This window comes from Kribbella sp. NPDC104218, from assembly GCF_055584105.1.
Genome location: NZ_JBVJMQ010000003.1, coordinates 417,383 through 429,886, shown reverse-complemented (window position 1 = coordinate 429,886; position 12,504 = coordinate 417,383). Strand labels below are relative to the sequence as shown.

The 12,504-nt window shown below is 68.9% G+C and carries 10 protein-coding genes; 4 read left to right on the top strand and 6 right to left on the bottom strand.

Annotated elements, in window-relative coordinates:
* Window positions 1-10: 10 nt before the first annotated feature.
* The 3 genes from ACZ6ZD_RS26865 to ACZ6ZD_RS26855 form a co-directional block, all read right to left on the bottom strand.
* Entirely contained in the window at window positions 11-1,360 is a 1,350-nt protein-coding gene (locus ACZ6ZD_RS26865) for a hypothetical protein (RefSeq protein WP_465676679.1), read from the bottom strand.
* Window positions 1,361-1,362: 2 nt separating this feature from the next.
* Window positions 1,363-2,292 (bottom strand): hypothetical protein, encoded by a 930-nt coding sequence (locus ACZ6ZD_RS26860; protein WP_465676678.1) that lies wholly within the window; start codon window positions 2,290-2,292, stop codon window positions 1,363-1,365.
* Window positions 2,293-2,393: 101 nt separating this feature from the next.
* Window positions 2,394-2,864, bottom strand: a complete 471-nt coding sequence (locus tag ACZ6ZD_RS26855; protein WP_465676677.1) for an SRPBCC family protein — start codon at window positions 2,862-2,864, stop codon at window positions 2,394-2,396.
* Window positions 2,865-2,919: 55 nt separating this feature from the next.
* Here ACZ6ZD_RS26855 and ACZ6ZD_RS26850 point away from each other — a divergent pair, with 55 nt between their 5' ends.
* On the top strand, window positions 2,920-3,465 hold the full coding sequence (locus ACZ6ZD_RS26850) for an SRPBCC family protein (protein WP_465676676.1): 546 nt from the start codon (window positions 2,920-2,922) through the stop codon (window positions 3,463-3,465).
* A 41-nt stretch (window positions 3,466-3,506) separates the two neighbouring features.
* Window positions 3,507-5,522, top strand: a complete 2,016-nt coding sequence (locus tag ACZ6ZD_RS26845; protein WP_465676675.1) for a hypothetical protein — start codon at window positions 3,507-3,509, stop codon at window positions 5,520-5,522.
* Here ACZ6ZD_RS26845 and ACZ6ZD_RS26840 read toward each other — a convergent pair whose 3' ends face one another.
* Both ACZ6ZD_RS26840 and ACZ6ZD_RS26835 read right to left on the bottom strand, forming a co-directional pair.
* Window positions 5,523-6,539 (bottom strand): hypothetical protein, encoded by a 1,017-nt coding sequence (locus tag ACZ6ZD_RS26840; protein WP_465676674.1) that lies wholly within the window; start codon window positions 6,537-6,539, stop codon window positions 5,523-5,525.
* Between the two features lie 57 nt (window positions 6,540-6,596).
* Entirely contained in the window at window positions 6,597-7,055 is a 459-nt protein-coding gene (locus tag ACZ6ZD_RS26835; protein WP_465676673.1) for a VOC family protein, read from the bottom strand.
* A 169-nt stretch (window positions 7,056-7,224) separates the two neighbouring features.
* Here ACZ6ZD_RS26835 and ACZ6ZD_RS26830 point away from each other — a divergent pair, with 169 nt between their 5' ends.
* Both ACZ6ZD_RS26830 and ACZ6ZD_RS26825 read left to right on the top strand, forming a co-directional pair.
* Window positions 7,225-7,629 (top strand): hypothetical protein, encoded by a 405-nt coding sequence (locus ACZ6ZD_RS26830; RefSeq protein ID WP_465676672.1) that lies wholly within the window; start codon window positions 7,225-7,227, stop codon window positions 7,627-7,629.
* Window positions 7,630-7,729: 100 nt separating this feature from the next.
* Window positions 7,730-8,560: a helix-turn-helix transcriptional regulator gene (locus ACZ6ZD_RS26825; protein ID WP_465676671.1), complete on the top strand. Its 831-nt coding sequence runs from the start codon at window positions 7,730-7,732 to the stop codon at window positions 8,558-8,560.
* Between the two features lie 3 nt (window positions 8,561-8,563).
* On the opposite strand, the gene ACZ6ZD_RS26820 is transcribed toward ACZ6ZD_RS26825, so the two are convergent.
* Entirely contained in the window at window positions 8,564-12,496 is a 3,933-nt protein-coding gene (locus tag ACZ6ZD_RS26820; RefSeq protein WP_465676670.1) for an RICIN domain-containing protein, read from the bottom strand.
* Window positions 12,497-12,504 lie beyond the last annotated feature (8 nt).

Sequence of the window (12,504 nt, the reverse complement as noted above, 5' to 3'; positions counted from 1 at the left end):
CAACCCCGCCTCACGCCGGCGGCGTCCGCCAGCGGACGATGACTTGGCCGGTGCAGAGGCCGTCGGCCGGCGGGGTGTACCAGGAGACGTAGGGCTCGGTGACGTAGGTCTGGGCGCAGCCGGGGCTGTCGCCGAGGCGCCAGAGGCGGCTGCTGTTCAGATCGAGGACGTACTGGCCGGTGTCGCCTTGTCCGGTACCGGCGTAGCCGACCAGGGCGGCGTCCAGGTCGAGGGTTGCGGACGCCGAGTGCAGGACGATGCGGGTCGCGGTGTTGGTTCGCTGGTCCAGGACGAACAGGGAGCAGGCGTTGTTGCGGGCGTCGACGCAGCCTTCGTCGGGCTCGGTCGGCGGATTCGCCTGCCGGTCGGAGTTACCGATGACCCAGGCCAGGTGGGTCGCGGTGGCGGCGAAGGCCAACACCTGCTGGTCTTTGACGAGTGGGGTGGAGACCACCTTGCGGCGTTGGCCGTTGGGTGTCACGGAGTGGATCTCGAGCAGCTTCTGCGGTGTCTCGGGTGAGACGTCGTCCGCGCGGACGTAGTACACGGTGTTGCCGACGACCTGCGGCAGGGTCGCGTTGGTCGCGACGGTCCGGACCGGACGACGCGCGCCGAGGTCGCGACCGAGGACGACGGCCCGGTAGTCACCACGTTCCGGCGCCGCTGCCTCCCAGTAGACGGTGCCGTCGGCGGCGATGACCGGTTTGGTGTTACCTGGGGCCGGGCGCAGGTTCGGTACGCCGGGATAGAGCTTCGCCGAGTCGGCGAGCAGCGTCGTCCTTCCCTGAGCGGCGACGAAGGCACGGATCTGCCAGTCCTGTTCGAGCAGCGTCGTACTCGTCGTTTCGGCCCACACCGCGTCCTTGCCGCGGAGCGATCCGTTGATCGGCTGCCGAACCGGCTTGCGGCCGCGGGCGTCGTCCAGCAGCTGCAGGCCGCGCTCCTTCGTCCAGATGCTCATCTTCGCCGGCGCGAGGTCGATGGCTGCGCCTTCTTCTTCGACCGTCGTGTCGGCTTGCGAGACGAGCAGCCCGCCGTCGGCGGTCAGGTCATGGGTGACGGCGCCCTTCGGCAACGGGTCAGCCTCGGTGTTGACGACCAGCTCGCTGCCCCAGGACTTCAGGTCCACCGCGGTCGCGTCGCGGCGCGCGTCGAGCTGTCGAGTGATCGTGAAACTGAAGCCGGGTGGACGGATGGACGTCGTCGGCGGTCGCGGCGTCGTCGTACTGATCGGAGGTGCGCTCGTCACCGACGGGCCGGTCGTGGCGCCGGGACCGGCCTGCGGTGACGAGGCGCACCCGGCCACCAGGAGAGCTGCCAGGGCTCCGAGAAGACAGATACTGCGCTGGTGGCTTCTCATGGTTAGTAGACGACCCCGTTCCCCAGCGGCTTGATGAAGTTGTTGGCGAACCCGGTACTGGAGTAGATGAACTTCGCGCTCACACCGCTCCACACCGTCGTCGCCGGATCAGCGAAGTAGCTCCGCGCTCCGGACTGGTCGTAGCCGTAGCCGACCAGCCAGTGCCCGATCACTTTGCTGCGGCTGCCGTGGTTGTTGTACCGGGCACCGTTCGCCGCCTCGACCGCGCCGATCGCGTTCGGCATCTTGTGGTACGTCGAGTACTTCATCAGCTGCGACAGCGTCGGCATCGACGACTTGTTCTGCTGTACGTAGAACCCGGCCGACCTGTTCTCCCGCCACTTGTTCATCCCCGGCGCCATCACGTTCAGCGCGAACCGCGTCGCGCCTTGCTGCTCGGTGCGCAGGTAGTTCGTCGTGGCCAGCGCCGGCTGCGACAGCGCCCGCCCCCGGTCCGGGGCGTAGCGGCTGGTGGTGATCCCCTTGTACTTCATGACCATGTAGGCCACCGCGGGGCCGCAGAAGTAGCTCTTCGTCTGCCCGTACTGCGTCAGCGCCATCGAACTCGCCGGCGGATCCGCCGTCGGCGACGCCGAGTCGACGAACTCGGCCGGCGTCATCTGCGGATCGTTGCTCTCCGGATCGCGACCGGTCAGCGCGTCCATCCCGTACAGGGCCGCGTACCGCTCGACGTCGGCCTTCAGCTCCGGCCGCTCGGCGTTCCCGGTCCCGCTCAGCAGGTCGTTCCAGCGGACCACGATCTTCGACTTCAGCGAAGCCTGCTCGTCCGGCACGAACGTGCCGTCGTCAACATCGCCGCCAGTTGTCGGCTCGGCCGGGTCGTCGGCGAACGCCGAACTCACCGGCGCCAGACCTGTGAACACCGCAGCCAGCACGCTGACCGCCGCCACCGGACGTGCGAATCTCCTCATCGGCTTTCCCCCAGTCTCCTCACCCGGCCCGGAGCCGGGCCGGTGAGCGCAAGCCTGTGGTTCTCACTTACCGCAGTCAACCGATGACGGAAAGATTGCCACTATGTGCAGTCGGTGGATTGGAAATGGGCGGCTACGTTGCGGACGGACTTGGCGACGTTGCCGCGGTGGCCGGCCGGTAGGCCGATCAGTTTGAGGGCTGCTGGGATCTTGGCTGTGGTGAGGTCGAAGGTTTCGCGGAGGCGGGTGCGGCCGGGGGCGAGTTGTTCGAGTTCCCAGCGCCAGCGGTGGCCGAAGAAGTGGCACCAGGCGATGCGGCGGTCCTGCTCGAACTCGACGACTCGGGACGTGACCCGGTACGGGACCTTGATCCGCATGTCCATGCCGAACCTGTCTCCTGGGCCGAGGACGGCTGGGCCGGCCATCGCGCCGCGAACGGTTCGGTCGCCGCTGATCAGGACGTGGTTCGCGGGACGACGGAGGAAGTCGAACACCGCGGCCGCATCGGCTGACACGACGGTTTCCGCGGACACCTGGCCGGCTTGCAACTCGACACTGACGTCGTCGTCCATCAAGTTCTCCTCAGGGTCTGGCGAACACTCCTGAGCACAGTATCGCCGTCACCTCGTGACGAGCCGGCCCAGGCTCGATGCCGGGGACAGTGAGAGGACGGTGGGGGTCAGTACGGTGCTGGGGTCGGTTGTGGTGGAGGGAGTTGGCGTGGTTCGGGTTCAGGTGGTGGAGTTTGTTGCTGTCTCGCCTGAGGTGGTGCTGGGGTTGATGATGGATATCGAGAGGTACGCGACGGTTGATGACAAGATTCGGCCGGTGCTTTGGGCGCGTCGGGACGGGGCGCGGGTGGAGTTCGCGTGCCGGCCCAAGTTGGCGGGGGTACGGCAGCCCAAGGTTGTGCAGTATCTGGAGCTGACGCCGGGGCGGATCGATATCGGGCTGCTGCCGCGGCCGGCGAATCGGTTGGCGCATGCGATGGCGGAGTTCGAGGCGAGTCTCGAGTGCCGGCCGGCGGAGGGCGGGACGACGGTGACTCGCACTTTGCGCTTCAGCTTCAAACCCGCGGTCCGGTGGTTGATGGAACCGCTGTTCGCGCGGCGGTTGCAGCGAGAGGTCGAAGACGAGCTGCGGAAGGCGAAGGCTTACCTCGAGACTGCCTGAGCGGGTTCGGCGATGACCCCTGGACGGCGGATAGTGGCGGGGTGATCGGTGCTCGGGCTTTGGCGGCCGTTGCGGTTGGGATGGCGGTGGTTGGTCCGGCCCAGCAGGTTGCCGAGCCGGCGGAGGCTGTCAGGGCTCCCGTAGTGGTGGTCGGCATTGCTGGTCTGACTTGGGACAACCTGACTCCGGACGGCGCACCGACGATGTGGCGGCTTCTTGAAGAGGACGCCGATGCCGCGGCGATGACCGTGCGCACGGTGCATTCGCCGCCTTGTCCGCTGGACGGGTGGTTGTCGATCTCGGCCGGGCGGGCCGCGACCGATCCGCAGCCGCATCGCGATCGTGGGTGTACGGCGATCCCCGCGACGCGCAGCGGTTCGGTCGAGCGCTGGGGCGAGCTCTTGGCGGCTCAGGAGATGTCGGTCTTCGACCCAGATCTCGGGCTGCTCGGCGCGACCTTTGCCAACGGCAACGTCTGTGCGAGCGCGGTCGGTCCTGGCGCCGCAGTGGCGCTGGCCGATCGGCAGGGCCGGGTGGCGAAGTACTACCCGGATCCGGCCAGTGCGCGCTGGGACTGTCCGGTGACCGTTGTCGACGCGGGCGTCCTGGATCGGCGTGCTGACCCCGGTACGGCGTTGCGCCGGGCTGACGGCGTCGTCCGGGAGGTTCTCGATCGTGCTCCGCGGGACGCGACCGTCGTCGTCCTCGGAGTCTCCCAGCCGCTGCATTCCACCGTGGCGATGGGTGCCGTGCTCGCGACCGGCCCGCAGGCGGACCAGCGGTTTCTGACGGCGCAGTCGACCAGATGGCAGGGCATCGTCCGGCTGCTCGACATCCCTTCGACGCTGGTCGCGGCAGCCGGTCTGGACGAGCCCAATCAGTTCACCGGCGCACCGCTGGTCACCTCGGGCGAGCGCCCGTCGGCGACCGCGACCGCCACCAAACTCGCCGACATCACCCACCGCGATCGCGACCTGCGCCGAAGCTCCGGTCTGTTCATCAACGGCTTGGCCGCGGCGGCTGTACTGGCGGCGGCTGTACTGGCCCTTCGGTGGCGGACCAGGCGCGGCACGCGTGCAGCCGAGTTCGGGCTGCTGGTGCTGGCGGCGCTGCCGCTCTGTTCGTACCTGGTCCGGCTGATCCAGTGGTGGCGCTGGCCGGTGCCACTCGCCGCTCTCTGGGGCGGCATGATGGTCGGCGCCATCGTCGCGGCCGCTGCGCTCCTGCGGACGCCGCGCGTCCCGGCTTGGGCCACTGTCACCGTGCTTTCCGGAGTCACCACCGCAGTGCTCGCCGTGGACGCGATGACCGGCACCATCCTGCACCACGGCAGTCCGCTCGGTCCGTCACCGCTGTCGGGTGGCCGGTACTACGGCTTCGGCAACACCACCTTCGTGGTGTTCTCCGTCCACGCCGTCATCTTCGCCGCCGGACTCGCGACTTGGCTGCGTAAGCGCGATCGCCCACGCACCGCGGTGATCTCCGTCGCGGCGGTCGGGCTGCTGACCGTCCTCGTCGACGCCTGGCCGTCGTGGGGCGCGGACGTCGGCGGCGGGCTGGCCATCGTCCCGGCGTTCGCGCTCCTCGCGCTGGACGTCAGCGGACGCCGTATCGGCCCAGCTCGCTTGATACTGACCGGGGCTGCGGCCGTAGCCGCGGTCGCCGTGATCAGCGTGCTCGACTGGCTCCGGCCCGCCGCCTCCCGGTCCCACGCCGGCCGGTTCGTCGAAGACGTCCTGCACGGCGACGGCGCGGCCGTGATCACCCGGAAGGCCGACTACGCGATCGGCTCGCTGTCCGCCGGTCCGCACATGTGGCTGACCGGCGCGTTGCTGCTGTACCTGGTCGCTGTCGTCGTGGCCCGCCGCCGCCTGTCACCAGCCTGGTTCGAGAGCGCCATCACCCGCAGACCGGCGTTGTGGGGCTGTTTCGTGGCGATCGTCGCCATCGCCGTGATCGGCTCCCTCAGCAACGACTACGGCCTGCGCGTCGCGCTGCTGGCCGTCGCGGTCGCCACTCCCCCGCTGGCGCTCTCGGTCGCCGCCGTCCGCAAGTGATCAGTGCTGATAGACCACACCGTGGGTCGGCGCGATCGCGTACACCCAGTTCGAATGCAGGATCGTGGGAGCGCCACCGACATGCCGGACCTGGACGGACAGCCGGACCTGCGGACAGCCGCCGAGGTTCGACTTCGCGACCACCCACGTGTTGGTTACCGTCTTGTGGTGCCGGGCGACCGAGATGAAGGTCGACGTCACCGGGCTCTTCCGGAGCGTGCCGCACGAGCTGCCGTCCAGCTTCTGCGGCTGCGCCTCGATCCAGGTCTCCATCGTGCTCCCGTTGTACGCCGACGCCCCACCGCAATTCGGAAACTTGGGGATATCCGCGCGGTGGCAGGTGGTCAGGTTGACGTCCTGGACGACGGTCACCCAGGAACCCCCTGCGGCCAGCACGTGGGTGTACCCGCCCGTCCGCACGGTCTCGCTCCGCAGCACCGTCTGCTCGGCGACCGGACGGCTCGGCAACGCCCACCGCGCGGCAGTGATGACCGCTCCTTCGCCCACCGGCGAGCTGATCAGCTCGGCGCCGGGCAGGATCCGCCACTGCAGGACCCCGAAGCGGTCGATCACGTCGTTGCGTACGTAGCTGGACACCTGCAGCTCGCAGGTGAAGGTTCCGTTGGCTGGGGCAATGAAGAGCCAGCGGACCAGCCCGGCGGTTCGGGTCTCCCCCGGCGTCGCCATGTTCTCGGCCCAGTAGACGCCGCGCTGCCGTCCGTCGGTCATGCTCGGTCCATCGCAGCTCAGGCGGAACGTCGTCCCCGGAGCATCGTTGCTGCCCGGGCCGGAGGTCAGCATCTCGGCGACCAGGTTCCGGCTGGAGAAGTAGCGCTTCTGCCCGGTCGTCGCCGCGAAGGTGACCTGCGTCCCGGGGATCGAGCGGATCACCTTGCTGCCGTTGTAACCGACCTGGTAGCCGAACTCCGGCGCTCCCGCCGGGGCGGCCGTGGCCGGACTCGAACTCGCCAACAGCGCCACTCCGGCAACGATCGCCGGCAGACCCACTCGATTCATCTACGCCCTCCCTAGGCCAGACTCCCTGAACGAGGTCAACCCTCGCAGGCCGGCCTGCTACCGCGCTGCCGCCGAACTGTCCCCGGCGCCGGCCGGGACCGCACCGGTGACGAACTGATCGGCGTACGACGGCGCCGGCTCGATCTCGGTGATCACGTCGATCAGGACGCCGTTCGGGTCGGCGATGATGAAGTGCCGCTGGCCGAACTCCTCGCTGCGGATCTTCAGCAACGGTTCGAACCCGCCTCGCGTGACGAGCCGGTCCCACTCCGCGTCGACGTCATCCACCTCGAAGTTGAGCAGGAGACCCTGGACCGGCTTGCGGTAGCCCTCCGGCACGGTCGGATGGGTGTAGTCGAGCAGCGCGAGTTCGTAGGGACGCGGACCGGCCAGCCGCAGGCTGACGTACCAGTCGGCCTCGAAGGTGATCTCGAATCCGAACTGTCCCAGGTAGAAGTCGCGGGTCTCGGCGATCCGATCGGTGCCGATGACGGGGTAGAAGCTGCTGACGGACATGAAGAAATTCCTTTCGGTTGGTACTCGACAGCTTGCCGCGACCGCCGCCGCTGAACCAGCCACTGTCGGTGGTAGGCACCGGCCTGGCACCTCTGACCGGGGCTGGTTGCCGGCCGGGAGCCGCCGCATCCTTGGTGCAAAAGAACCATCAGCACAAGGAGAACACCGAATGAGTACTTCAGTTGCGGCACGCAACAATCAGGTCGACGGCCGGCTACCCGTCGTCGTACTGCGGCTGGACGCGATCGCCTCCGGCGCGCTCGGCGTCCTGCTGGCCGGCGCCGGGTCGGCCCTTGAGGAGCCGCTGGGTATCCCGCGGGCGCTGAGTCTGGGCGCGGGCGCGTTCCTCGTCCTCTGGGCGCTCGCTCTGTTCGCCCTGGCGCGCCGCCCCGCAGTCAACCGGTCGGCCCTGCTCGCCGTCGTCGCGGTCAACGCGGCTTGGGTGGTCGCCAGTCTGGCGACGCTGGCCGGAGCCGTCGAGTTCACGACACTGGGAACCGCCTTCGTCATCGTGCAAGCGGTCGCGGTCGCTGCCTTCGCCGGCCTGCAGGCGAAATCACTCACCAGCAGCTGACGGCTACCGGCAGTCGCGGATCGCGGACGACGTCCGATCCGCCCTGAAATCGCAGTCCGAATGCACTTGCCTCGATCCTTTCGGCTGGGATACTCCTGCCATGGGCGGGGATGAACTCGGCGAGTTTCTGCGCAGCCGCCGCGCGGCGCTCCTGCCCGCGGACGTCGGCCTTCCGGGCGCCGATCGGCGGCGGGTGCGTGGTCTGCGGCGTGAAGAGGTGGCCGCGCTGGCCGGCGTGAGTTCGTCCTACTACACCAGGATCGAGCAGGGTAACGCCGGCCAGGTCTCGCCGGCCGTCCTACGTTCTCTTGCGGCGGTACTGCGCCTGTCGGACGCCGACAGCGCGTACCTGTTCCGATTGGCGGACCCGATCCTGATCAGCGCCGGCCACGCGCCTTCCCTCCGACCGTCCGTACGCCACCTCGTGCACCGCCTCGACATCCCGGCCGCCATCCTCGGCCGGCACATCGACATCCTCGCCTGGAACCGCCTGGCGCACCTCATCTTCGCGCCCGAGCTGCCGTTCGACGCACCGGACGACGCCGCCAACCGCCCGAACTGGGCCCGGCTCCTCTTCCTCGAGCCCCGCTGCCAAACCCTGTTCGCCGATTGGCCCGGAACCGCGCGGGACATCGCCGGGCGGCTCCGCACTTCCGCCACCCAGCATCCGCGCGACCCCGAGCTCCAGGCCCTGATCGCGGAGCTACGCGCCGCCAGTGAGCCCTTCGACGAGCTGTGGTCCGCACACCCCGTCCAGATCGGCAACCGCGGCGTCGTACAGGTTCACCACCCGGTCGTCGGCGAGCTCACCTTTCACGACGAACTACTCCATCTCGCCGACGACCCCGACTGCCTCCTGGTCACCATGGGCGTCGAGCCGGGCTCCGCCACCGAGTCAGCCCTCCGCCGCCTCCTGACCACCGCGGACTGACGGTCAGGGTTGGTCCAGCAGGTAGCGCTGGCAGTGACCGTTCCAGTAGCGCCAGGTGACGAGTCTCGCCCCGACGTTCGGGCTGCAGCCTGCGACGTCCAGCGAGTAGCCGGTGAGTTCTTGGGTGATGCTTCGGCTGCCGCTGTAGGCCGGCTCGACTCGCCAGCGCTGGCAAGGGCTGTCTGACTGCGGCATGGTCACGACTCGCTGGTTGAGCGCGTCGCTGCAGCCGAGTACGTCGAGGGCCTGGCCTGTCTTGGGTTCGATGATCTTGTACACGTCGTCGCCGAGCGGGACGAACTGCCAGCGCTGACACGGGCTGCCTGCGTTCCAGTACCACATGCGGACGTCGCCGTCCGGCAGGCAATCCGTGACGTCGAGCGTCTGCTCGCCGTGTACCGCCCGGACGCGGTACTTGCCGTTGGGCTGCGCGGCGTTGAAACCGGCCCGCAGGATCCACTGCTGGCTGGCCTCCGCGGTACAGGTCCGCTGGACGATCATCGCGTCGGCGGCCGAACTTCCCTGGGTCGGCGTCGCGCACTTCCCGCTGTAGGCGAACCGCAGCCGGACGACGGTGTCGTAACTGCTGCCCTCGAGGTACTCGATCCGCACCTGCTGGTTCGACGCACCGGTACACGGCCGCTGCACGACCTTCACCTCGTCCGCGTGCACCAGACCATCGACACCGAGACAACGCGGCCGGCCGTCGGACGGATTCCCCCGGGAGTGCACAGTGTGGATCTCGAACTGGTCGGTGCCCGCGATCCGCGCGATCCGGACCCGCTGGTCGAGCCCGCTGTTACACGGGTTCTGGACGAACCGTTCGCCGTCGGTCTGACTGGCGCCCCAGACGTCCAGGCAGTGGCCGCTGTGCCGGGCGACGAGCTCGTAGGTCCGTTGCTCGATGTCGAAACTCGGGCCTGTGCTGGCGCCGACGAGCGGCTCCCGCCACGCACTGGTGGCAGGTCCGAACGCCGTACCGGACGACGTCAGGGTAAAGACCTGCCGACCACCTCCGTCCAGCGAGTACACCAGGCCCACGTCCTCCTGGCCGTCACCGGAGAAGTCGCCCACCGACAACGCCGTCCGCGCCGGGTCGAAGGTTGCGGTGTCGCGCCACCAGTCCGACAGGGTGTAGGCGTTGCCGGTCGAAAGGAACACCTTCAGCGCGGCGTCGGTGCTGCTGTTCTCGTAGAGCGCGACGACGTCGTCCTTGCCGTCGCCGTTCACATCCGCGACCTGCGGCTTGCTGCGCTCCCAGCAGTAGCTGCCAGCGCCGGAATCGTGCAGGACGACGGGGGTCGCGTCGAACGCCGTACCGGTGGATTTGAAGTACCGGGTGATCGTGCGGCAGCCGCCGGCGTTCTGCATGTCCACCAGGTCGGCCTTGCCGTCGCCGTCCACATCCGCCAGCAGTGGCGCACTGGCCGACCAGGCACCTGTTGTCCGCGACCACTCGACCGGGGTGTCCAGAGCCGGGCCGAGGAAGGCGAGCGTCCGCCAGCTCGAACCGGCAACATTCAGCTGGACGACGATGTCCGAGCGGCCGTCGGCGTTGATGTCGCCGGAGACGATCCGGGCCGAGCTGAGCGCCCAGCCGCTGGCGCCGCTGTGCCACACCGGCGCCGAGGCGAAGTCGTAGCGCTCGCCGTCCGAGGTGCCGCGGTACATGGCGACCCGGCGTCCCGCCTCTTCCCGGATCAGGACGGCGTCCGTCCGGCCGTCGCCGTCGAAGTCCCCGCGTACGGGCCGGGTCCGGTACATGGCGAAGCCGCCGCCGGCACCGCTGTCCCAGGCCAGCTGACCGGTGTGTAGACCGCCCGCAGCCTTCGACACAACGTTCCAGATCGCTGTTCGGCCGTCGCCCTGGTCCAGCACGACCGACACGTCAGCACGGCCGTCGCCGTTCACGTCACCGCGGCGAACCGGCGGCAACTGCCCGAGCCGGGACGCACCCAGCTGCCAGACCGACGGATCGTCGCTGATGTTGCCCGCGGCATCGACTGCCTTCACGTACAGCATCCGCGCCGGCACGCTGCCGCTCGCCGTCTGCCAGACAGTCAGTGGAAGCGCCGCAGTGCCATCCGGCCCGGCCTTGATCCGGCTCTGGATCCGCTCCGGCCGGAAACCGTAGAGGTACTCGGCGACGTCGGTATCACCCTCCGCCGGCCGCAGCGTCACGGTGCCGACCGTCCGGGCCGGGATCATCGTTTCGCCGTCGGGGTAGTCCACCGACTCCAGCACCGGCGACTGCGGTTTGGCGGCATCGATCGTGAAGTAGCACCGTGGAGAGGCCGGACCGAAGTCGACTCCGTCGTTGGCCACCTGGTCGTTGCTCCGGGCAAAGTAGTAGTAGGTCTGGCCCTCCGTGAGCCGGGTCCGATCGATCGACGGCCAGGCGAACGCCGACCCCGACGTCGTCGTAGCCGAGTCGATTTCGAGGGCAACCCCCTGGTCGGACGCCCGATGGATCGAGAGCCGCGTGACCAAGTTGTCGCCGTCCTTGTCCGTGGCAACCGCTGAGAACGCGAATCCCGACAGGGGCCGGCCGACCACGGTCGGCGCCGCAGCCGTGCCGCACGGCCTGGCTCGGCTGAATCCCACTCGCTGCGGGGCGTACGGCGCGTTGTTGTACGTCACGATGAGCTTCGCGCTGCCGCCGTGGAACTTCTTCCACTGCTTGGTGTCGGTCTCACTCGCCGCGCGCAGACCGAAGGTGATCGTCGCGCCGCGGGCGTCGGCAACCGACTGCAGCGCCGCGGTCAGGTTCGCACCGGACCAGCCCATCAGCATGTCCGGCTGACCGCCGCCGGGCCACGCGTTACCACTCGCCGTGGCGACGTGCTGCCGCCAGTGGCCGGCGGTGTTGTTCCAGGTCACCGCCTGGCTGCGGTTGACGGCGTTCGTCCACCACAGGTTGGTCGGTGTCGGCGAACCGGTCGGGCTGTAGTCGAGCAGCGCGTCGAACCGGCTGGCGATCACCCGCGCGCCGCCGAGCACCGAGGCGTCGAACTGGAAGAACGACCGGTAGGTGACGACGTTGTCGTACGAGCGGCCGACCTTCGCGCCCTCGCCGCGGTCGTAGTCCCAGTACGACTGGTCCGGATGCTCGCGGCTGACGTGCGTCCACAAGTAGTTGTTCACCGACCACGACGGATCGATGTAGACCGGATAACGCGTCTTCGCATCGGCGAGCAGTGTGAGGTCCGGCGCGATCACCAGCTCCCCACGGTCGCTCGTCGTCCGCATGGTGGCGTGGCTGCTTCGGCTGTCCCACATCACCGCCTTCCCCGCGGAGAACAGCGTCCGTCCGCTGGGGTCGGCGGCAATCGTCGTCCCGTCGGCCTGCGTGCTCAGCTTCAAACCCGCTCCACCGACCGGAAACCGCAGGCTCTTCAGCGCTGGGTTGGCCGCGGCCTTGCGGTCCTTCACCACCAGCACATGCTGGAACCCGGTCGCCTCCACCCGTACCCGCAGGTCGACCCCAGGCAGCACCTCCCGGTACGTCGCCGTGTCACCAGCCAGCACCGGCCTCGGCAACACGCCGCTCCACCCCATCGTGACCTGCTTCCCGGGCTTGCCCAGGGCAACAAGATCACCGCGACCACCCCCGGACAGCCGAAGGTCGGTAACAATCGCCCCAGGCCGCACCGACCCGTCCCGCTGCACCCGCAACGTGGTGTCGATCGGCACCCACCCGGCCCCCTTCCGGGCCCGCACCGGATACACACTCTGCTCCATCGTGTGCACCCCCGACGCCTCCCGAAACACCTGCCTGGTCTCCGACCGCAAATGCTCCAGCTCAACTCGCTGCTGCACCGCGGCCGGCGGCGCGCTCTGCTCGCCGGCGGCGACTGGTGTCGACACGACCAACAGGCCGGTCACCAGACCGCCGACTACGCCCGCCGCGATTGCCGCTCGCCAGGTTCGGGTCACGATCGTCT

Coding starts and splice junctions, on each gene's coding strand:
- ACZ6ZD_RS26830 (WP_465676672.1), top strand. CDS start 7,225: ATGAGTACTTCAGTTGCGGCACGCAACAATCAGGTCGACGGCCGGCTA.
- ACZ6ZD_RS26865 (WP_465676679.1), bottom strand. CDS start 1,360: ATGAGAAGCCACCAGCGCAGTATCTGTCTTCTCGGAGCCCTGGCAGCT.
- ACZ6ZD_RS26855 (WP_465676677.1), bottom strand. CDS start 2,864: ATGGACGACGACGTCAGTGTCGAGTTGCAAGCCGGCCAGGTGTCCGCG.
- ACZ6ZD_RS26840 (WP_465676674.1), bottom strand. CDS start 6,539: ATGAATCGAGTGGGTCTGCCGGCGATCGTTGCCGGAGTGGCGCTGTTG.
- ACZ6ZD_RS26835 (WP_465676673.1), bottom strand. CDS start 7,055: ATGTCCGTCAGCAGCTTCTACCCCGTCATCGGCACCGATCGGATCGCC.
- ACZ6ZD_RS26825 (WP_465676671.1), top strand. CDS start 7,730: ATGGGCGGGGATGAACTCGGCGAGTTTCTGCGCAGCCGCCGCGCGGCG.
- ACZ6ZD_RS26860 (WP_465676678.1), bottom strand. CDS start 2,292: ATGAGGAGATTCGCACGTCCGGTGGCGGCGGTCAGCGTGCTGGCTGCG.